General features: G+C 46.1%; 16 protein-coding genes. 11 read left to right on the top strand and 5 right to left on the bottom strand.

The window, feature by feature from the left end:
• Window positions 1-45: 45 nt before the first annotated feature.
• Window positions 46-2322, bottom strand: coding sequence for a TonB-dependent receptor (locus CWB98_RS02730; RefSeq protein ID WP_138543631.1), 2277 nt, complete (start codon window positions 2320-2322; stop codon window positions 46-48).
• Between the two features lie 366 nt (window positions 2323-2688).
• On the opposite strand from CWB98_RS02730, the gene CWB98_RS02725 reads away from it, so the two are divergent.
• From CWB98_RS02725 to CWB98_RS02715, 3 genes are all read left to right on the top strand, one after another.
• Window positions 2689-3693, top strand: coding sequence for a LacI family DNA-binding transcriptional regulator (locus CWB98_RS02725; protein WP_138543429.1), 1005 nt, complete (start codon window positions 2689-2691; stop codon window positions 3691-3693).
• 122 nt (window positions 3694-3815) lie between these two features.
• Window positions 3816-5051: an MFS transporter gene (locus CWB98_RS02720; RefSeq protein WP_138543428.1), complete on the top strand. Its 1236-nt coding sequence runs from the start codon at window positions 3816-3818 to the stop codon at window positions 5049-5051.
• A 9-nt stretch (window positions 5052-5060) separates the two neighbouring features.
• Window positions 5061-6542: a trehalase family glycosidase gene (locus CWB98_RS02715; RefSeq protein WP_138543427.1), complete on the top strand. Its 1482-nt coding sequence runs from the start codon at window positions 5061-5063 to the stop codon at window positions 6540-6542.
• A 47-nt stretch (window positions 6543-6589) separates the two neighbouring features.
• On the opposite strand, the gene CWB98_RS02710 is transcribed toward CWB98_RS02715, so the two are convergent.
• A complete protein-coding gene (locus CWB98_RS02710) occupies window positions 6590-6805 on the bottom strand; it encodes a hypothetical protein (protein WP_128064431.1) in 216 nt (71 codons plus the stop codon).
• A 409-nt stretch (window positions 6806-7214) separates the two neighbouring features.
• Between CWB98_RS02710 and CWB98_RS02705 the strand changes: the two genes are divergently transcribed.
• From CWB98_RS02705 to CWB98_RS02685, 5 genes are all read left to right on the top strand, one after another.
• Complete coding sequence (locus CWB98_RS02705) at window positions 7215-8240, top strand: WD40 repeat domain-containing protein (RefSeq protein WP_138543426.1); 1026 nt, start codon at window positions 7215-7217, stop codon at window positions 8238-8240.
• A 183-nt stretch (window positions 8241-8423) separates the two neighbouring features.
• Window positions 8424-9413, top strand: a complete 990-nt coding sequence (locus CWB98_RS02700) for a beta-propeller domain-containing protein (protein ID WP_138543425.1) — start codon at window positions 8424-8426, stop codon at window positions 9411-9413.
• Between the two features lie 14 nt (window positions 9414-9427).
• Window positions 9428-10138, top strand: coding sequence for a nuclease-related domain-containing protein (locus tag CWB98_RS02695; RefSeq protein WP_138543424.1), 711 nt, complete (start codon window positions 9428-9430; stop codon window positions 10136-10138).
• A gap of 109 nt (window positions 10139-10247) precedes the next feature.
• Window positions 10248-11138 (top strand): cation diffusion facilitator family transporter, encoded by an 891-nt coding sequence (locus CWB98_RS02690; protein WP_138543423.1) that lies wholly within the window; start codon window positions 10248-10250, stop codon window positions 11136-11138.
• A 317-nt stretch (window positions 11139-11455) separates the two neighbouring features.
• The gene (locus CWB98_RS02685) at window positions 11456-14215 is read left to right on the top strand and encodes an ATP-binding protein (protein ID WP_138543422.1); all 2760 of its coding nucleotides are present in this window, start codon (window positions 11456-11458) and stop codon (window positions 14213-14215) included.
• A gap of 45 nt (window positions 14216-14260) precedes the next feature.
• On the opposite strand, the gene CWB98_RS02680 is transcribed toward CWB98_RS02685, so the two are convergent.
• Entirely contained in the window at window positions 14261-18730 is a 4470-nt protein-coding gene (locus CWB98_RS02680) for an EAL domain-containing protein (protein WP_212751121.1), read from the bottom strand.
• A 358-nt stretch (window positions 18731-19088) separates the two neighbouring features.
• On the opposite strand from CWB98_RS02680, the gene CWB98_RS02675 reads away from it, so the two are divergent.
• Complete coding sequence (locus CWB98_RS02675) at window positions 19089-19283, top strand: (2Fe-2S)-binding protein (protein WP_010380974.1); 195 nt, start codon at window positions 19089-19091, stop codon at window positions 19281-19283.
• Window positions 19284-19341: 58 nt separating this feature from the next.
• Here the strand turns inward: CWB98_RS02675 and bfr (CWB98_RS02670) are convergent, their stop codons facing one another.
• Together bfr (CWB98_RS02670) and bfr (CWB98_RS02665) are read right to left on the bottom strand one after the other, a co-directional pair.
• The gene (bfr, locus tag CWB98_RS02670; RefSeq protein ID WP_138543420.1) at window positions 19342-19806 is read right to left on the bottom strand and encodes a bacterioferritin; all 465 of its coding nucleotides are present in this window, start codon (window positions 19804-19806) and stop codon (window positions 19342-19344) included.
• A gap of 9 nt (window positions 19807-19815) precedes the next feature.
• A complete protein-coding gene (gene bfr, locus CWB98_RS02665) occupies window positions 19816-20286 on the bottom strand; it encodes a bacterioferritin (protein ID WP_054017415.1) in 471 nt (156 codons plus the stop codon).
• 362 nt (window positions 20287-20648) lie between these two features.
• Between bfr (CWB98_RS02665) and CWB98_RS02660 the strand changes: the two genes are divergently transcribed.
• Together CWB98_RS02660 and CWB98_RS02655 are read left to right on the top strand one after the other, a co-directional pair.
• On the top strand, window positions 20649-22007 hold the full coding sequence (locus CWB98_RS02660; protein ID WP_138543630.1) for a DNA-3-methyladenine glycosylase 2 family protein: 1359 nt from the start codon (window positions 20649-20651) through the stop codon (window positions 22005-22007).
• Between the two features lie 27 nt (window positions 22008-22034).
• The gene (locus tag CWB98_RS02655) at window positions 22035-22499 is read left to right on the top strand and encodes a methylated-DNA--[protein]-cysteine S-methyltransferase (protein ID WP_171045565.1); all 465 of its coding nucleotides are present in this window, start codon (window positions 22035-22037) and stop codon (window positions 22497-22499) included.
• Window positions 22500-22568 lie beyond the last annotated feature (69 nt).

Genomic DNA, 22568 nt, shown 5'->3' with positions numbered 1-22568 from the left:
GAAAAAGCCCAAGCATAGTGCCTGGGCTGTCTGATTTTCAGGGAGTTAGAAGCTGTAGCTTACGCTGAATTTCACACTACGTGGCATAATGTAGCGGCCGTTTGGTGCGTCAGCGTTACGTGGGTCACCTTCGGTGATACCCTGCTCATCGGTCAGGTTGTCTATCGACACCATCAGTTTTACCTGCTCAGTTGGCTCTAAGGTAAAGCCCAGATCAAATTTTTCGTAGCCATCCAGTACCACAGTGTTTTCGTTGTTGCCGTAACGGTCATCCACAGCTGACACTGTGCCATACACAGTGGCGAACATATCGCCCAGTTCAAACTCATAGCTGGGTGTGACACGCACCTGCCAGGCTGGCTGACGTTGTGCTTCGTTGCCAACATTGTCAGGGCTTTCTGTGATTTCGGTTTTCTGCCACGTGGCGTTCATGTTTACGCTAAAGCCTGAGCTGTGATTGAAGTTGTAATCGACCTCAATCCCCATTGCTTCGTTAGTCAGGATCTCTGCCGGGTCGCCTGGTTTTCTGACAAACGTATCGCCTTGTACTTCGTTAGCAAACAAGGTCGCGAACAGGTCGCTGCTTTCACCCATATATTTGTAGCCAATTTCTGCTTGAGTGACCTCTTTGATCAGACGTTCACCGTTCTGATAGGCTCCATAGTTGTCTCGGAAGTCGTCGAAGTAAGGCATTTTATAGCCTTTGTTCATACGTGCGAATACACCGCTTTTGTCGTCCAGTTTAAAGTCAGCGCCCAGAGTCCAGGACGTTTTGCGTTCATCATAAGTAACAAACTTGTCGATAGTGCCGTCAAGACCTTCATCAACTGAGTAGTCTACTTCGTGTTTTTCGCTGCGCAAACCCAGATCCAGAGTGAGCGAATCTGTGGCGCGATAGCTGTGTGTGGTATAAAACGCCACAGTGGTTGCATCGCCGGTACTATTGATATCGTAGTTGAAACCACAGCCGTCATCGCTGCTGTTACAGTCGATGCCAGTAAGAGCCTCACCGCCTGCGCTCAGAACATGGTATGCAGAGTTACCCAGGCTCCACCAATCTTTTGCTGAGGTGGTTGCTGTATAAATACCAAACGCGCTGTTAACCTTTGAAAACTCTTTACTGATGGCTAAGTCATTGGTGAAGGCATCAATCTCTTTAAGCACAACCCAGCGGCCGTAGTTTTGTACCATGGTACTGCCGTCGTAGACAGTGCCTGTCACTGAGCCTACTGCACTTGTACCATTGTCTGCCACGCTGGCCAGATTAGTTGCTGCGCCATCGGGCACCAGGCCATAGGTGTTGGCATCGCCCTGGGTCAGGCTAAAGCGGTCGATCAGCTGCCAGCCATTAGGTAATTCGAGTTTCAGGCTACCGCCTGAGACGTGACCTTTCCAGCCACGGCCTTCGCCCAGATCAATCTCCATATCCTGCCCTGCAACGTGGATGCTTGCCTGACGGTTAAGCGTACCCAACTGAGTAAAGCCAGCATCCACGCCTTCAACATTTAGCGGTGTAGGCAGATACCAGGCGCCGGTATCATCGGTTTGACGGGTGTAGACATTAAACTCACCCTTATCGAATTCTTTGGTTAGGTTGATAGTAAACTGATGGCCTTTCTCAGAAGTAAAGCCTGCGTCACGGATACCAGAAGACCGTTTTGCGTAGCCGCCGATCATGTAATAGAAATCGTCGCTGAGTTCACCGCTCAATACACCGTCAATACGCTGAAGCCCGTAATCAGAAGTGGTGTATTTAACCGTGCCTTCTGTTTCTTCTGAACCACGCTTAAGGTGGAAGTTTGTGGTCAGGCCAGGCTGACCATTTGATACGACCGGGTTTGGACCACCACGTAGTCCTTCCATGCGGGAAATGGTTTCATCAAGACGGAATATTGATGAGTTTTCTAAAAATGATAAAGTTGGTGCCGGGTAAATCGGTGAACCTTGCAGGCTCACTGTCAAAAAAGGCGCATCACCGCCGCCCGGAAATCCGCGTACGAATACATTGGCGCCGGATTCTCCACCTGAACTTTCGACCCAGATCCCAGGTACCGACTTAAGCAGATCTGCTGTGCTTTTCGGCGCTAAACGTTCAATTTGCACGGCATCGACGTTGGTAACCGCAAAACTGGCGTCCAGCTTGCGAATACCCGCACCACCAGGTGTACCAGATACAATGATGGTCTCGACTTTTTTGTCTTGCTTCGCGTCTTGCTGCTCTGCGTACGCTGTACCCGATACCGAAATTGCGGCTGCCACCGCTGATGCGATTAGAGAATATTTGTTGCCTAGGTTCACAGGAACTGCCCCCTTGGTTGTCATATGTGTTGTCAGTGTGTGCATAGCTATGTCTATGCATGCTATTTGCTGTTTTTATGCGCCGCCAATTGCCCGTTAGTTTGGCTCTAGGCACAAAACCATTCTGTGAATGGATACGCAGAAGCGTCAGGTTGCACGCGGCGTCATTTTAAAATAGAACTTTATGCAAACGTTTGCAATAGGGTGTTTGCAACTTTTTCCCCACTTTATGGCAAACTGGTTACTGGACGGATGAGTGACCCTAGCTGCTTAGAAAAGGTGCGACAGGTGAGCAGACGCTGCGCTATAATGCCTAATCAGAGCATTGACTCTGTCTTAAAAATCAATATATTCAATTTGTTACAATGGTTCTTTGGTGGTGCGTTATACATGCAGTCAAAAAAAATGAAACTGGCGGATCTGGCAAAACTGGCTGGCGTGTCTACGTCAACGGCATCCCGGGCGCTGAATAATAACCCGCTGATTAAGGAAGAAACTCGCATTAAGTTGCAAGCGCTGGCCAAAAAACACAACTTTAGTCTCAATGCAGCGGCCAGTCGCCTTCGATTACAGAAAACCAATGTGATTGCAGTATTAATCAATTTTGACGCCGAAACGGAGCAGTCAATCGACGACCCGTTTTTGCTTAAAGTGGTCAGTGACATTAACCTGGCGGTTAATCGCCAGGGTTATGAACTGCTACTGTCTAATTCGTATATGGCAGGTGACGACTGGCACGGGTATTTTATCGATGGTCGTCGTGCAGATGGTGTGATTGTGGTCGGTCAGGGTAAGCAGCAGGCACGTATCGAGCGTGCTGCCCGCGAGGGAACCCCTCTGGTGGTATGGGGCGATCCCAAAACACAGGGAGAGTATGCCATTGTCGGGAGCGATAATTATCTGGCTGGCTGTACCGCGACCCGGCACTTACTAGACAGGGGAGCTCGACGCTTGCTATTTATGGGCGACCCTGCTCACGCTGAGCTGGCAGAGCGCTACCGCGGGTTTTGCGATCAGATCAGCAAAGAGCCGGAGGCTTCGGCTTCACTATTGAAAATCGATATTACCAGTTTGGCGGCGTATGAGGTGATTAATCAGACTTTGCTGAGCGAAGGGCTGAGCTTTGATGGTATTTTTGCCTGCAGTGATATGGTTGCTCTGGGCGCAATGAAAGCCCTTAAAGAGCGTTATGTCAGCATTCCCAATGATGTGCGACTGGTCGGGTTTGATGATATAGCGATGGCAGATATCAGCTCGCCTTCACTGACCACCATCAAACAGAATACCCGTCTGGCCGGGCAAGTGCTGGTAGATAAGCTTCTGGCGCAGTTAAAGGGTGATAAGCCTGATTCTGCCCAACTGGATGTTGAACTTGTCATGCGTCAGTCAAGCTGAGTACAGACATTGATATTGTAAACAAACTGAGCAATATTTTTTTAGTTTAAAATTGCAAACGATTGCAAAAATGAATTCCCGGGGCTAGACTGACTGTTATTGAATAGTTACAGAGTCATCCTATGAAGCACACCAGAGTCGTGCTGGCCATGGCGGCCTGCTACTTTTTGTTTGCGATTTTACTCAACAGTGTCGGCACCGTCATTTTGCAGGCGATCAACACCTTTGCAGTGTCAAAAGCCCAGGCTGCCAGCCTGGAGGGGTTTAAAGATATCCCCATTGCCATTGTGTCGTTTCTCGTGGCCTCGTTCATTCCCCGGATCGGTTATCGTTTAGCGTTATTAGGCGCTTTGTTTTTGGTCGCAGTAATGTGTTTGCTAACGCCTGTGCTCGGAGCCTTCTGGGCTTTAAAAGCTTTATTTGCAAGCGTCGGTTGTGCATTTGCGATAGTCAAAGTAACGGTTTACGCGTTAATAGGTCAGGTAACAGACGATGCAAAGGGACACTCAAGTTTGCTTAACACCATTGAGGGCCTGTTTATGGTCGGGGTGCTCAGTGGTTACTGGATCTTTGCTGCGTTTATCGGCGATCAGGCTGATTCGTTGGCTTGGCTTAATGTCTACTATTTGCTGGGCGTACTGACTCTGGTGACTGCGTTGTTAGTGATCAGTGCTCCCATGAAGAAGCCCCAATACAGCAAAGAGCAGCCATTAAAAGACGAATTTGTGGGCATGCTGAAACTGGCTTATCAGCCTCTGGTATTGGTTTTTGTGCTATCGGCATTTTTATATGTACTGATTGAGCAGGGCGTAGGGACCTGGCTGCCGACCTTTAACAATCAGGTGCTGAATTTGCCAGTGGATATCGCGGTGCAGCTGACCAGTATTTTTGCTGCCAGTCTGGCAATCGGGCGTTTGCTGGCCGGTCAGTTACTCAAGCATATCCATTGGTACAAGCTGCTAAATGTGTGTTTAGTTGGTATGGCGGCACTGGTATTACTGACCTTGCCGATGACCGAAAATTTGCAGCCTAAAGAGGTCACCAGCCTGTTTGAAGCGCCAATGGCAGCCTACCTTATGCCTTTAATTGGACTGCTGATGGCGCCTATCTATCCGGTGATCAACTCGGTCATGCTGAGTAGCCTGGATGAGCGCCAGCATGCACCAATGACAGGTCTTATCGTGGTGTTTTCAGCCCTGGGCGGTACAACGGGCTCATTAATCACCGGATTTGTTTTTGAATACATTGGTGGTCAGCAGGCGTTTTATCTGTCTTTGATCCCCATGAGCGGCATTGCCGTTACGTTATTTTTGTTTAAGCGACGCGCACAGGCACAGACCAGCGCTTGCGCACTCTAGGAGTTATAGATGCAGTTTGAACAATCAAACTTGTTTAAAGCGGTGCAGATGCAGGGCATTTTTTCGGATAGCAAACAGTTTGCAGATGCCATTCCAAAACAGAGCTGGGAGCAGGCCTGTGCCTTGTATGACAGCGAATGCCCTCAAGATCTGACTGAGTTTGTTGCACGTCATTTTGACTTTGCGCCACAGCCTGAACTGACTGAACTCCAAGCCACCTCGGTCAAAGACTATATCGGCCAGCTATGGCAACGTCTGGCGCGTGACCCTCAGACGGGTAATGCGTCGTCATTGCTTGATTTGCCCGCGAGCTATACGGTTCCGGGTGGTCGCTTTAACGAAATTTACTACTGGGACAGTTATTTTACGGCTCTGGGCCTGATGGATGCCGGCCACGTCGGGCAAGTGTCGAATATGCTGGATAACTTTGTCAGTCTGATTGAGCGCATTGGCCATGTGCCAAATGGCAACCGCAGTTACTACACCAGCCGATCACAACCGCCAGTCACTGCATTGATGGTGTCTTTACTCTGGCAAACGCATCATCAGGACAAGGCATGGTTGCGTAAAGTGACTGATGCACTGCAAAAGGAGCACAGTTTTTGGATGGCTGACAGCGACCAACTGAATGATGAACTGACTGAAAGCCGCAGGGTCGTGCGCATGCCATGTGGCGGAGTAATGAATCGCTTCTGGGATGACTGTGCGGAGCCAAGGCCTGAGTCCTATAAGGAGGATATTGAGTCGGCCAGTATGCTGGAGCCTGAATATCGCGCGTTGTTTTATCGTAATATTCGCGCCGCGTGTGAGTCGGGTTGGGATTTTAGCAGCCGCTGGCTGGACGATCCTGAGCAGCTTTGCAGTATTAATACGGTTCAGCGCATACCCGTTGACTTAAATGCCCTGTTGCAACAGCTGGAATGGCAGCTTAGTGAATGTTACGCAGCGCTCGGCAACAGCGCACAAAGCGCCTGCTATCTGCAACTATCCCAGCAACGCAAGCGGCTCATCCAGGCCTATTTATGGGACAAAGAGCAGGGCTGGTTTATGGATTATCATATTGCTTTGCAAACACGTAGTCAGGTGATGTCGCTGGCTGGAGTGGTACCTATGTTTTTGGGACTGGCAAGTCAGTTGCAGGCGGAGTCTATGGTGCAGAGGCTGGAACTGGATTTTCTAAAAGCTGGGGGGCTGGTGACTACGCTAACCAATACAGCGCAACAGTGGGATAGCCCAAATGGCTGGGCACCCTTACAGTGGTTTGCGGTGAAAGGCATGCTGAATTATGGCTATGTGAAGCTGGCAGTTACAGTGGCCAGACGCTGGCTGGCTATGCTGGAGCGCGACTTTGAGCAACACGCTTGCCTGCTGGAAAAGTATAATGTGGTTGAACCTGGGGTACGCGCAGGTGGTGGTGAATATCTGGTACAGCAAGGCTTCGGCTGGACCAATGGGGTGACCAGCCGGTTATACCGATTGCTGGAAGATTAGCGTTCACGGGTCATGATGTGGCGGCTGTCATGACCCGTTTTACTTGCTTAATCCATAAACACGATGCGCACAATAATGGCGACCAGAACAATAACAAACAGTACAAACTCAAGTTTGTAAACGATTGATTTAGCTTCTCTCTCCGCCTTGTTTTTGGCAATTTCCTTTTTTATATTAGTTTGTTCTGGGTGTTTTTTTTCATAAGCCTGATTCGCTTTCTCGGCAAATTTTTTACGTTTGTCAGCGCTAAGTGCTTTATTCATAGCGGCACCATGATCAGAAACATGACCTTTGGCTGTGCGCCTTGGTGGGCTGGGCATGGAAACCTCCTGAATTAGCATTTAAAGTTAAAACTAATTCGCATACATAAAAACCAGTCTTGAGATGCCATAAACTATGGGCGATAGCCTGACAAATTGACTCTTTAGTTGCGCTAAGTTGAGAAACCCCTAACAGTCGGCAATCAGTTTATTCTCCCAAGTTGGTAATGTGTTTATGCTTACCAATATAAGTATAGCCCCAGATGCAAAAGACTGGCAGCAAACCTCGCTGCCAGGGGAAATAAGAGACGCTGCCAAATGAACCTGTTCACGGCAGGCAGGTCAAAATTTATAGCGTTGTGCAATATTTGTACATTACAGCACATTACACGTTGAACAGGAGGTAAGGCTGGTGACTCAATTAGCAAAACAACTCATTGTTGGTTTGTGTATGGCTATCGTCATAAATTTGACCGCATGTAAGGAACCGCTTCAGGACAATGACACTCAATTGGTCAATTTAGATCAAAGTGGGGCTCAGGGTCAGTTTTCTGCTGACGGTCGTTATGCTGTCTTACATGACCCTGGAGATAAACTTGCCGTTTTTGACGTTGCAACGCAAATGCGTTTGTTTCAGCTAGCCGATCCTGTTCCTGCCAGCGATGCTGCAAAGGGCAATATTCAGGCATTCAGTCTCAGTGAAGATAACTCACAAATTGCCATCGGTTTTCGTCAGTTTGTTGAAGTGTGGGATATTGAGCAAGGAAAACTGTTGGAAACCGTTACGGTTCACCCCAGCGATGAGCTGGCAAAAGTGTCAGCACTGCGTTTATATACTCGCCCACACCATCTATTGGTTGGACTAAACGATGGGACTGTTAACTTACTTGACCTTGACAATCAGTTGATTAAAAAAGCCAAGCTTCACGACAGTAAAGTGATGCATGTCGCAAAAAGTGCACAGGGTCAGACCCTGCTAAGTGCCGGTCACGACGGTCAGGTTCTATTGTTTGATGCGCATACCCTAGCGACAAAGCGCGGTTTTTATTTTGAGCGCCGCATAACCAGCATTGCACAGAGCCATGATAATACAAGATTATTTGCGTCCGATGCACTTAACGAACAGCGTATTTTCTCGCTTTACTCTGGCGCAGAATATGACATTAGCCTGAGTTATCCGGAGCGTTTCAGATGGTTTCGGGCCGCAGCATTCAGTGATGACGAACGCTATTTAGCGACTGGTTCTTCTAAAGCCTGGTGGACACTTTGGGATGCTCAAAACGGTCAGGAAATTGGCGCTTTTTTTATAAAAGCGCATAGCAGGGATGCAACCATACTGGATATGCACACTAATTCACACGGTGAACTATTGACCCTCAGCAGCGATGGCTTTGTCGAATTATGGCAGATCAGCACCTTAGTGCATGACCGTCGGTGAATGGTGCGGTTCTTGCTGTTGATTCTTCGAACGGTGTGTTATTGAGATGTAATGGAGTGAGAGTCCTATTTTGGATAATGTACGCGTAGAGGCGAGTGTCTTTGCAGGTAGTATATATGTGTACTTTTTACTCTCGGTGAATGCACGTATAATGGCGTTTTTTGTGGTGTCACGAGTAAAATTATGTGGTTAAGGGTGTTGCTGACGACATTGTGTGTGGTCTTTTTGATCGCGTGTAGTGAAGACGTTCAGCTAAGTAAAGGCAGTGTGGGCAGGTTGAACGAAAGTGGCATTGCACTAGGTCATTTTTCGAAAGATGGCAGTAAGCTTGTTACGTTTGACAATCAAAAGCAAATTCAGGTCTGGGATGTTGCTACCCAGCGAGTGGAATTTACCGTACCACAAGCCAAAACCCCTGGTTTTGTGAGAGATGTGGCGCTGTCGGAAGATTTGCAGATGCTGGTGATTGCCAGTGAGACAGAGCTGGCGTTTTGGTCACTCGATAAGGGCAAGCTGGTTACTAAAGTCGCTTTTGGCGGCGTTACTCCAGGCGCGGTGATCACCGCGATGGCCATCTCACCTAAAAATGATAAGGCCATTGTTGCAATGGCCGATGGCACCATTAATATGGCGGATTTACATACTCAGATTAATAATCGGTTTGCGCCTCACTCCCGGCCCGTTCAACATGTGTTTTGGGATGAGAAGGGAGAGCTATTCGTTACTGGCGCACAAGATGGCAAACTTGCGCTGTGGAAATTTGGCTCAGCAGAGCCTATTTTTATGAAAGAGTTTGATCACAGAGTAACCAGCGTTGCTGTCAGTGAAGATTTCTCGGAACTGTTTGCCTCCGATGCCTTGAATGAGCAGGTTGTTACATCGCTGACGGATGGGCAGAGTATTAGTGAATTGCAATATATGTCGCGTTTTAAGGTTTTTCGCAAAGCTCTGTTTATCAGAGGAAGTGAGCTACTAGCAACGTCGTCGTCCAAGTCCCATTTAAGTATCTGGAATACGCAGAATGGTGAAGAGCTTGGAACATGGCAAATCAGCTCTGTGCACGATGGCGCCACGATTGTAGATATGTATGCGGCCGATAGAAACTCACTCCTGACATTGAGTAGCGACGGTATTTTGGAGGCGTGGACGCTGAACGCATTGGCTCAACGCTAAAATAAGGTGAGGGCATGAATAGATGGATTTTGGTTTGCTTGTGGGTTTTCAGTCGTGCTGTTTCTGGTGAAACGGCTATGCCAGGCACTGTTATGCAACCTGTGACTGAGCCGATATCGAGTTTCACAGCGTTAAATCTGATTGCGTTATGTTTTTGCTTATATTTGTTATGGGCGCTGGGCAAGTATGTGTATTTACGGGGGCATCACTCAGACAAAGAACAAGCTGCAAAACAAAAATGGCAGGTTTATCAAAATCTGGCAACCTCACTTGATGCAAAAAATTATACGATCCTCAGCCGTCATTTATACCCGAGCCAGCTTGAAGCGCTGTCCCTTGACTGTGTTGTGTTATCGCCTTTCGGTGTGTTCGTTGTTGTAGTCATAGACCAAAAGGGGCTTATTGCGGTAGAAACGGATAGCCAGGTTTGGCCCTGTCGCTATAAAGGTAAAACACATTATCTGGCAAACCCGCTTTCGGCAGCTGCACAACGCGCGTCAACCCTGGCTAGTGTACTAAACACGCCGTTTGGCGTGCGCTGGATAGTGGTTTTTCCAGATGAGGCTGAGTTTAGCCCAACACGGCCGGCAGATTGTTGCACGGTGAGTGAGGTAGCACTGGATATACTCAGATATACGCGTTGTCAGTTTAGCCATGAGCAAACTCACTTATTTGAACAAGCTGTTCTGGCCTACGGTGACCATCACAAGCGCCTCAGTGCCTGAAATATTACGCAGTGCAGACATTTTTGATGCGCAGTCATTGAATTCAGGGTACAATTGCGACTCTTTATCATTTCCCCTGCTGTATTTTATAAGGCATTAAACTGCTCGAATGACCGATCTGACTACACACCAAGCGTCTCGTAATCGACTTCTTATCGCACTTGCACTCACATGTACCTTTATGATTATTCAGGTTGTTGGTGCATATTACGCCAATTCACTGGCGGTACTTGCCGATGCCGGGCACCTATTTGTGCACAATAGTTCTTTGTTTATTGCGCTAATTGCTTCCGCCTTTGCCATTAAACTGGCTAAAACCTACAACGATGGCTACAAAAAAGCTGAGTATACCGGCGGTCTGCTCAATGGCTTACTGTACCTATCTATTGCCGTGATTATCTTGCTTGAAGGCGGCGAACGCCTTGGACATCATGGGCAAGGCCATGATTTGAATGTTAATGCATTTGCGATGTCGAGTATTGCGGCGGTTGGCTTCTTGTTCCATGGTGCGTCAGCCTGGGTGTTATATAAAGGGCGCAAAGATAGCATCAATGTTTACGCGGTGTTTTTACACTCCTTCTTTGACTTACTCTCTACTATTTCGACCTTTGTAGCGGGCGTACTTATTCATCTAACTAACTGGGAAGTCATTGATATTGTCTCTAGTATGCTGATTTCGGTGTTTGTTTTGTTCACCGGAGTTAAGGTGATTTATACCTGCATTCAGGGGTTGAGAGAAAAAACGCAGCTGCTGCCCGATGTTGAAAAACTAGAGCAGTCAATACTCTCTACGGAGCATGTAGACAGTGTTCACAATGTCACAGTGACAATGCTGGATAACCAATTGACGGTTGGTGCACATATTGTGTTGAAGCATCACTGTACCAATGAGATGCACGATGAGGCATGTCGCTTGGAAGTTGAGCGTACCTTAATGCGTGGCTTTGCGGTCAAACAATGTGTTCTGCAAATCGAAAGCCACGATTGTCCCGACCACTAAACTTGGCAAAACTCAGTTTTTCCTTTACTTTTTAACAGTATCAGTAAAATTTAATTCATAAGTCAGCGTCAGTCAGGCGACATTTGTTTTAAATAGATGCAAGCGGTTGTTTTACCAATTTGCTTAATTAAGTAGCCTATTTAGAAGCGAGAAAATATGCTCGATAACAAGGCGAAAATTTTGCTATTTAGTTGTTCTAAATGAGAAATTTTTAACACCGTTAGCGTCATATTGGCTTCTTCAAATTGACCAGGTATTAAGTGAAATAGGTATCATACAGCTGCGTGAAAGTGTTTAGAGCCAGAGGAGCCTGAGTATTGTTTGGGAAAATTAAAGCATTACCTAAGGTAGCAATTGCGGTTTTGCTCGGGTTGTTGGGTGGTTTTGCAAACCTGTTACCTTTGTGGTTCCTGGATAGCTCCGAGTTTTTGCTTGGGCAACTGTTTGTAATTCTTGCATTAATGTCACTGGGTTGGCGTTATGCTCTATTGTGCGTGGCAATCGGCGCGGCGTTTATTTTTTACCGTTGGGGCCATTGTTGGCCCTCCATGGTGTTTCTGCTGGAGATAGTCTGGTTACAAGTATTCTGTGTCAGGCCCAACAAGCCATTGTTTATGCGGGGCCTGGCATTTTGGGTGCTATTTGGTGTTCCGCTGCTCTTCCTGTTTGGCAAGTTTGCTCTGGATCTCAATCTGCTTGTGATCTTGACTGCGCTGGCGAAGTATTTCATCAATGCCGCAATCTGCCTGGTTATTGTTGATTTGCTGTCGTTGTTTTTGTTCAAACAACTTTGGCAAGCCAAGCCTCTGTATCGCATCTTAAATTATATGATCAGTCACCTTATCATTCTGGTGGTTCTGGTTACGACGATTATGCTGACTAACAGCCACTATGAGCGCATTGAATATGAAGTCAGTGCGCAGCTGAGCGACGTGGCAAATACAACTGCAAAACGGATAGACAGCTTTTTGGGTAATCATCGCAGGGCGCTGGCCGATGCCGCTTACAATATTGAAAGCGGGCTGGACAAGCAACAGACTATCACCCGGCTGGTCGAGTCTTATCCAAACATCCGAACTGCTATCACGGCTGATCAGTCCGGACTGGTAACTCACTTTTATCCAGACACCTTGAGAACGAGTCTTGCAGGGGAAGTGCCCGCAGTTTCCGATCGGCAATATTTTATTCAGGCGCCTTACTATCCAGATGGATTTGTCTCCGGCATTTTCCGTGGCAGGGGCTTTGGTGATGATTCGATAGTGGCAATATCGGCGCCTGTTTATCACCAAGAAGAGTTTGTGGGAATTGTCGAAGGCTCAGTATTTTTTCACACATTTGAGCAGTTTATCCCTCGAGTGTTGTCTCACATGGGCCATCTGATGATACTCGATAGCAACAATAAAGTGGTGTTTAGCTCATTAAAGTCAGACTTTAACACTCAGGATGAGATCAATGACGCCACCCTAAACATATTAACCAATGACAACCAAAACCTGTATATTGGTAAAACAGAAGAAGTGTTTTATCGGCGTAGTGTTCGCTCTGAGCAATTTGGCTGGCAGGTGATCAGTTTAATTGAGCGTAAGTACGTCAATATGGCGGTTGCATCTGCCTGGGGACAATCATTCTTCCTTGCTTTGTTTATTATTGCACTCAGTAGTGTGCTGGTGAGTAAATTAACCCGAATGTTAATAAACCCAATGCATGACTTGAGCAGCCGGCTCAATAGTTTTGATCCTGCAAGCCGTAACGATGATTTATCGCCCAAAGAAGAAGCGACATTTCTTGAAGTTATTACGTTACAGCAGCAATTTACTCAATTGGCATTTAAGCTCTCAATGAGTTTTAAAAAGCTGCAAAAAGCCAATCAGGAAAACCAATCTCTTAATGCTCAGCTGACAAACTTTAATGCCCAATTAGAGACCCAGGTTCAGGAGAAAACGGAAGAGCTGATAGATGCCCTTGATAGGGCAAACAAAGCCAGTTCTGCTAAAAGTTTATTTTTGGCCAACATGAGCCATGAAATCCGCACGCCACTCAATGGCATTATTGGTATGACTGCAGATATGCAGCGCAATACACTCGACCAAGATATCTCAGAGTCGTTGCAGATTATCTATCAGTCGGCACATAACCTGTTGTTGATACTGAATGATATTCTTGACTATTCAAAAATTGAAGCAGGTGCATTGGAGTTAGATAAACAGGACGTTGCCTTTCATAAGATGCTTCATGTTCTTACAACCTCGTTTTGCAAAACAGGTGTGAAGCAAGGGGTATCATTTAGTTATGATGTCGACGAGTCAGTACCAGAATACCTTTTACTCGATGAACTGCGAGTCACTCAGGTTGTTAATAATTTGCTTAGCAATGCAGGGAAATTTACGGAGCAGGGCAGTATTAAACTGGCCGCTCGTTATGTTGATGGTGCTTTACATATCGCTATTACGGATACCGGCGTTGGCATTGCGAAGGAAAAGCAAAAACTGTTGTTTGGGGAGTTTATTCAGGCTGATGTTTCCACAACGCGCAAGTATGGCGGAACCGGCTTGGGGTTAACGATTTGCAAGCGGTTGGTCGAAGCCATGGGCGGCTCTATTGAACTGGAAAGTGTCTCAGGTCAGGGCAGTACATTTTCTGTGATTATTCCGGCCGAGCCAGGAGAAGCTCAGCACGAAGAAAAACAACAGGTTAACGCACCAAACTTACGTGGTGTTAATGTTCTATTGGTTGAGGATAATCCTATAAATCAGATCGTTGCAGCCAAGCTTATGGAGCATACAGGGTGTAGCCTGACCAAGGCAAATGATGGCCTGGATGCACTGGCTCTGTTGAAAGGAAGTAATATTCCTTTGGTACTGATGGACTGTCAGATGCCAAATATGGATGGCTTTGACTGTACGCGTCGGATCAGACAAAACCCAGAGCTTTACGGCACGCCCTACATTGTAGCTATTACAGCCAATGCATTTAACGAAGACAGGGTTAAATGCCTGCAGGTGGGTATGGATGACTTTGTCTCCAAACCCATTGAGCCCGATGCTTTGTATCAATGCCTTCAGAGGTGGCAGGGTTAAGTTAGCGTTACGCGGGCATAAGAACAGGTATGCCCGCAAAGTTAGTTAACTCACCTGAGCAACATCGGGTGGATATTGCTCAAATAGTCCTTTTACACTCAGGGGCTTAGAAAAATAATATCCCTGCATATATTCGCATCCTAAATCCCTGAGAAAACTGAGTTGTTGTGCAGTTTCAACGCCTTCGGCAATACAGGCCATATTGAGGTTTTGTGCAAGCATATAAATGGTTTTCACAATCGAGCGATTGTGGGGGTGTGTTTCCAGAGTCCGTATGAAGCTCTGGTCAATTTTTATAATATCGATTGGAAACTGACTCAGATAAGTTAGAGAAGAGTAGCCTGTACCAAAGTCGTCCAGTAGTAGCGTAAATCCAAACTTTTTCAGTTCAGAGAGGGTTTTACTCGCTTTATGTCTGTCGGCCAGAAAGCTGGTCTCGGTGATTTCTAACTTGAGCTGATGATTACTTAGCTCAAATTCAGCGACAATACTGTTCAGTGAAGCGGCCAGATTATCACGCATTATGTGCTGAGGAGACAAATTCAGCGACAAATAAAATGAACTCTGTTGCTGAAAAAACGGAGCCAGCTCTTGCAGTGCATTACGCAGTGCTTGTGTTGTCATTTGTTCAATTAAGCCCACGTCCTCTGCAATGGGAATAAATTCGGCAGGTGAAACAGGGGTTGAATCTAATTGCCAGCGCATCAGCAGCTCCACGCCTGTAAGCGCGTGATTTGTGGTATTCATGATAGGCTGATAATGGTTATAAAACTGGTTTTCTTGCACAGCCTCCTTCAGGGCTGCTTCGAGATTCAGCTTTCTGCTTAAGTGGGCGTTCATTTCACTGGTAAAGAACTTAAAGTTGTTTCTGCCACTTTGCTTGGCACTGAGCATGGCGATATCCGCGTTGCGAAGCAAGCCTTCGGCAGTTTGTTCATCGAATGGAAATATAGCGATCCCCACACTTGCCGATATACTCATCGAAATACCATCTACGTCGTATTTATTACACAGATTGTTAATCATCTGCTGTACCAGTTCAGTGATCTGTTCAATGTCTTCGAATGTCTTAACTAATACAATAAACTCGTCGCCACTTTGCCGCCCCAATATACAGTGCTGCGTCAGTACACTGTTGATCCTTTTTGTGACCGCGATGAGGAGTTGATCTCCGGCATAGTGGCCATAGGCGTCGTTAATAGGTTTGAACTTATCCAGATCGATAAACAACAAAGCGCATCCGGTATTATTTTTGGTCGCGTTATAAATGGCGAACTCAATATGCTGGAGCATCAGATTTCGGTTTGGCAAATCGGTAAGGGCATCGAAATTAGCCAGATAACGAAGCTCATTTTGTGCCTGCTTCTGTTGTGATAAATCTGAGCCAACAATGACCAAAAATTCAATATCGTCTTGCTCATCGGCAATGGCATTGATACTGAGCTGGACTGTACTTTGTCTGTCATCATCAAAGGTGATGTCTACTTCTTGCTTGATGTTTTCTCGAACTTGTATTTTTCGCAGTGCGGCCAGTAACTGGCCGAGCTGTTGTCGTCCCAGCAATTTTGTTAATTTTGTTCGGGTTAGTTGTTTCTGAGGATCCTGATCACCGAGGGAAAATGCAGCGGATAAACTTTGGTTCACGGACAATAGTTGCAGGTTGTTATCCAGGATCAATAACCAATCCTGGATCTGGGATAGGGCTTGTGCAAACATCGCGGCATTGAGCTGACTTGCTTTGTGCTCAGTAATATTGCTGTAAACACCAGAAACCTTAAGCGGCACTCCTGAGGGGTCCCACTCGCTGACTTTGGCTATATCGTGATACCATAGCCAACCTTGTTGCTGAGAATAAATCCGGTACGTAATAGACAGCTGACTGTCTGGCGCAGCAAGAAAGCGTGCCCACTGACGTTGTACCATTTCTTGATCCTGTGGATGAACCTTGCCAAAAAATGCATCCAGAGAAAGTGCCTTGCGTTGACTCGGGTTTTTCGAGTTGCCGAGCAAGGTGATTTGCTGAGTCTGGATATCCATACTCCATAAACCGCTGTGTGTCTTCTGGAGCGCTAAGTCTATCTGAGCTTTTGCATGGGCAAGTTCATCGAAGGTTTGCTGTAAAGAGCGTTGCTTTTGTCGATGTCTGAGATAGATAAACGCAAGAGAACTAACAGCTATGAGGATATAGCTTGCTATGGCCAGTGGTGTGTTCCACCAGGCATATTTAATCTGGAAGTGAAGTTGATTCTCTGAGAGCACCTGATTAGTTCCAGGTCTGTACTCCGTCAAAGACAATGTGTAGTCACCCGGTTTTAAGTTATTAAAAAACAGATAGTTAGTTTTTATATTTTGGATGTTCGCAGAAACAGGGCCAGACAAACGAGCGTTAATAAAATGCTGCCGAACGCCGAATACGTTAAACTGGCTAAACTCAAAACGAAATCCCATATCATCATATTCAAATTGCAGGGGCTGACCACGCAGTTGTGCCGGCGATACCAAAACGGGTCTGGACATCAGTTGCACGTTTGAAAACCTGATGCTTTCTTCATCAGGTGACAAGATAAAAGCTTCGGGATTAAATTTTATGGCGCCATTGGGTGTACCAAATATGAGTTCTCCGCTGTGCAAGACTCGGCCTGCTCCTAAGTTGAATTCATTGGTGACCAGCCCATGCCTGTGATCATAAAGGTTGAGCTGCAGTGATACCAAATCGAGAGAATAAAGACCACTTTGACTGCTAAACCAAAGCTTATCGTGCAGATCGCGTTCCAGTTTATACAGGGTGTTTGTGAGGAGTCCCTGGTTTTCTGTGATGTGTATAATGGTTTGAAAATTGCTGGTTTCAAGCGCTACCAGCCCCATACCATTGGTCGCCAGCCAAAACCGGCCTTGACTATCCTGCTCCCAGTCGTTTACTGCCGGGTAGGTATTGCCGGATGTTTTATTAGATTGCCATATCGTGCTTACCTGGTGATTTAGTATGTTGTAGCTCAGTAACCCCTCAGCGGTACTAAATAGCAGTTCGTCTGGATCACTGGGTCTGGGTGGTAAAAACAGCAAGTTTTGCAGGTCGTCCAGTTGTGTTTCCAGTTCGCTGAGTGTTGTGATGGATTGCAATGCCAGATCATATAGAAAAATATGGTGGTGTGTATGAAACAGCAAGGTACGCTGATCGATCATAATTGAACCAACGAGGTGATCTTCGTTGCTAACGGAGACATTGTCGCCAGACATTGTAAGCTCGGACACTTGCCCGGTTTCAACATCAAGCTGCTTCATTCCTGATTTGGTATCAAGCAGCAGTATATTGTCTGCCAAATAAGGTGAGGTATAGATGTTATATACGGCGTGGCTACCATAAGCAGGCTTACGATTTCCATCTCTAAAATAGCTTTGGGTGAGCTTAGTGTGGCGACTGGCTGAAAAATGGTGCAAACCGTCATCACTACCGAGCCAGATAGAGCCGTCGTTGTTCTGATGAATGGCCCAGATGTTATTGTTGAAGTTGTCTTTGTGAGAAGCCAGCAATTTAAAGCGATAGGCAGACGTCGGCCAAACAAAGGCGCCACTATTATTAGAACCCATCCAGATGTTGCCATGGTCATCCAGTAGCATGGTTGAAATGGTATTTTGTGGTGTTAGGTAGCGACTTTCACTGAACGAAAATACCTTACTGGCGGTATGGTTGTGGCGATTTACCAGATACAAACCTGAGTCTGTGGCCAGGTACTCCCCATAAGGACCTTGTTCGTGTGCCCAAATATTCAGCTCAGGGACGAGCTCATAAGCCTGTTCGGTTAATAGTTGTTTATCATTTGTCGGAACAACAAATAAGCCTTCAACAGTTCCAACCAGTAGCCCTAATGCAGGATCAGGCTTTAGCAGTTTTACATTGTTATTAAGCGCCGACGGTTTGGTTTGACCTAAATGACTGAGCGAAACAAGCTGGTTATTACTCAGCTGCAAGAGGCCTGTCTCTGTGCCAATGAGTAATGTGTCATGCCATGGCAATAAAGTCCGAATATAGGCACCGCTAGGTAAAGTAGCCAAACGCTTCGACAGGTAGGTATTGGTATCTATCTCATACAACACGTTTTCAATTGCAATGACGTAGTTGTTATTAAACTGGGTAACGGCGCTCACGGCGGCGTCGGGGGCAATACCCTGGCGGCTCCCCTGAGTAAACAGTTTGACCAAAGAAAATGTGCTGGTATTAAGCAAAAATGCGCCGGACTGAGCGGTTGATATAAAGAGCTGATCATCATCTAACAGACGGATCAATATGATATCGCTACCGGAGAGGGTTTCCTGACCATCAAAAGCACTAAACTGATTACCATCATAACGGTTCAGACCCTGATGAGTCGCTATCCAGATATAGCCGAATTTATCCTGTGCAAATCCAGTGACACTTGACTGAGACAGCCCTTCTTGCGTTGAAAGTCGGCTAATCTGATTTGCATAATAAGACGCTGCGACCACACAGTGGTGGCACATAAATAAAAAAGACAATATAACTGCTTTGCACCAGTTGTTCATTTACACGTTCCAGGGCGCACATCAGTGAGCAGTCCATTCACGTTTTTGTGCAGTAACATCCGCTGAGTCATACTTTGCTCAGATTATGTTAATTATATCAATTTATATGCTCAGCTGAATGAGATTTCATAAAAATGCTGCTTTTTCTCTCTTTTGCGAGAAAAAATGCAGCTGAAACTGGAAGCATAAGCTATTGAACTAAAAGGTGTCGCAGGATTCAGTTCAATGCAACTACGAATTATTCTCATTATTTCTGCTTTTGTTGTTGATAACCATTTTTGTTTAGATTAAAATTGTACTCAGTTAAAGTTATTGAGAATGGTTTTCAGTTATGTATATCTGCATTTGCCACGGTGTCACGGATAAAAAAATCGCCGAGTCAATTGATGATGGTGCAAGGTCAATGCGCGATTTGAGCAAAGAGCTGGGTGTGGGTTCGCAGTGCGGTAAGTGCTGTAACTGTGCGAAGAAAATACTGAACGAAAAGCTCATTGATATTGTGGATGTCACTGAGCAGGTTGCCTAGCCCAAGTATATAAAAATAGCATTCTCAAGAAAAAGGGCCTTATGGCCCTTTTTTGGTATTACATTTGAGTCTGGAGGTAATTTTCAATACCTGTGACTTTAATGAGGTGCTGCTGAGTTTCCAGCCAGTCTATCTGCTCTTCCTGTTCATTAAGGATATTGTCTAGTGCTTCTCTGCTGATGTAGTCTTGTTTTTCTTCGCATAAGGCAATGGCGTCAACCAAATCCTGTAAGGACGCTTGCTCAAAAGCCATGTTGGCCGCAATCATTTCCTCGCTGTTTTCACCAATTTTCAGTCTGCCCAAGTCTTGCAAGTTAGGTAGGCCTTCAAGGAACAGGATACGCTCAATGAGTCGATCAGCATTTTTCATTTTTTGGATTGACGTTTTATAATCCGCTTTATCCAGCTGAGTGAAGCCGAAGTCCTTGAACATACGTGCATGCAGGAAATACTGGTTAATGCCAACTAGCTCATTGGCTAATACCGTATTCAGTGCACTAATAACTTCTTTATTGCCTTTCATGATGGTTCCTTATGCTAACTGAGACTGCAGATAATTCTGGATACCGATTTTGTCAATCAGTCCGATTTGCTGTTCTAACCAATAAACGTGGTCTTCTTCCGTATCAAACAGTAGCTTTTCGAGTACCGCTCTTGACTGGTAATCTTGCTCTTGCTCACAGATTTTAATTGCGTGCTTGACGCTTTCTACCACTTCCAGTTCAAGTTTCAGGTCGTTTTCCATCATGGATTTAACGTCGTTACCGATCAGCAGATCACGACGTTTAGTCATATTAGGGACACCTTCCAGGAACAAGATGCGCTTGATCAACCAATCTGCGTGCGTGGTTTCTTCTTCCATTTCGTGATTAAGACGTTCATAAAGCTTATTCAGTCCCCAGTCATCATACATGCGAGAATGAATAAAATACTGGTCGATGGCTGCCAGTTCGTTAGCTAGTAGCGCATTGAATGCATCGATTACCTGTTGCTTGCCTTGCATATGTGTCACCTCAATTCGTTCTAAATTGTCGCCAGTGTACGTATAAAAATGGACATGTCAACAAAAAAGCTATATAAATCAATATATTAAATATTGATTATTATTCTCATTTCAGTTCAGTTTTTGGACTTTAAATAGTAATCAGGTGCAATAGGCGGTGTATACGAAGGGTTGCCGATAGGATTGTAGAGTTGATGTATGGCAATGTGATACCCGATCACACCTATAAATTGACTGTCAGTGCGCGCATAATAGCGCCATACATAATGGTAGCCTTGTAGCACTTATTGAGTTCCGAATATGGCGAGTCTGGGCGTATTATTTGGTTACACTGGGTATGAGTTGTAAAAATGAGTGATGACATGTTGTCTTCAGAAGTATGCGCGAATGCGCGCAAAAGTCGGGATGCCCGCTTTGACGGGTTGTTTTATGTTGCTGTAAAGAGTACGGGGATTTACTGCCGCCCGATTTGCCCAGCGCCCGCAGCGAAGGAGCACAATGTTGAATATTTTCAGCATGCCCATAACGCGGCACAGGCTGGATTCAGGCCTTGTGTCCGTTGTCGGCCTGATAGTGCGCCCGGGAGCTATGCTTGGATGGGAACACAAACGACAGCGGTCAGAGCGAAGCGTCTGATTGATAGCGGTTTTCTGAGTGCGGGAAGTGTGGATCAGCTGGCAGAAAAACTCGGTATAACTTCACGTTATCTGAGTAAATTATATCGGCAATATTATGGGATCGCGCCAAAGCAATATGCGCTTTATAAGCAATGTGATCTTGCAAAACAGTTGTTGCAGCAAACAAGCTTACCGGTAACTGAGATAGCTTATGCCTGTGGGTTTAACTCGCAGCGGCGCTTTAACGATGCATTCAGCCGGCTTTATCAGATAACTCCGTCAAGCTTGCGCAATGGTGCTCAGGCAAGTCGTCAGATTGAATTGATGATGTCATTTCGTCCCCCTTATAACTGGCCAGCTCTGAAAAGCTTTTTGGCACATCGGCTGGTTACGCCATTAGAGTGGTTAGAGGATATGGCTTATGGCCGCAATTTTAATTTGGGCGTTTATCAAGGTCGTTTTACAGCCAGATTTGAGGCGCAAAAAAATCGTTTCAGGGTAAGCATTGACATCAATGACTTCAAAGGATTACCTCAGGTTGTGAGTAATATTCGTCGGGTGCTAGATCTGGATGCTGATACTGTGTTTATAGAATCACACTTGCGGCGCCAGTGTCCAGACATGCCCCTTGAGAATGGACTCAGACTACCAGGGATCTGGACGCCCTTTGAAGCGGGTATTCGGGCAATACTGGGCCAGCAGATCAGCGTCTCTGCGGCAAAGAACCTGATGATTAAGCTGGTGGAGCAGCTTGGTAATCAACAAGCGGACGGTACGTTTCAATTTCCAAGCCCGCAAGCGATAGCAAGATCTGAACTGGCATTTTTCAAAATGCCCGCGCGTCGAAAACTCGCTATTATTGCGTTAGCGCAGCACTATATATCAGAGCCGGAATGTATGCCTGAATCCTGGCTAACAATCAAAGGGATAGGGCCCTGGACCGTGGATTACGCTAAAATGCGTGGTCTGAGCGCACCTGATATTTATCTGGGTGGTGATTTAGGTGTACAAAAAGCAATTGACCGGGTAGGGCAGATCGATGTACCCAGCTGTGCCCCGTTCAGAAGTTACCTGACTTTTCAGCTGTGGCAGCAATTAACTTGAGCAGCATTGATTCAGTGGAGAAAAACGATGATGATTCAAACACATTTGGCAAGCCCCGTAGGCGAGATCACTTTGCAGGCGAGTGATAAGGGGCTTTCTTATATCGGCTTTGCTCCCAAAGTAAACTTGTCTGAGGGAACAAACCCGCACCTTGATAAAGCGTGTCTTCAATTAACAGAGTACTTTGATGGAAAGCGTGAACGATTTGAAGTGGCGTTGGATACACAAGGTACCCCTTTTCAAAAGGCTGTATGGAGATTGCTATGTGACATTCCTTATGGTGAAACCAATACCTATGGCTGGATGGCCGCAGCGTTAAACAACCCCAAAGCTGTCAGAGCTGTTGGTGCGGCAAATGGCAAGAATCCAATTAGTATTATTGTACCTTGCCACAGAATCATAGGTGCCAATGGCAAACTAACAGGGTATGCCGGTGGGTTGGACAGAAAGTCGTGGCTGCTTGCCCATGAAGGGATAAAAATTACCCAGTAATGTTTGCGCTGCGTAGCCAAGCCATCAGGTGGGTTATATAATAAGAGAAAGCCCGACTTAAAGTCTGTT

It is taken from the genome of Pseudoalteromonas rubra (assembly GCF_005887115.1).
GTDB lineage: Bacteria > Pseudomonadota > Gammaproteobacteria > Enterobacterales > Alteromonadaceae > Pseudoalteromonas > Pseudoalteromonas rubra_F.
The sequence above is the reverse complement of the archived record's forward strand: the minus strand, read 5'-3'. Positions and strand labels throughout refer to the sequence as shown.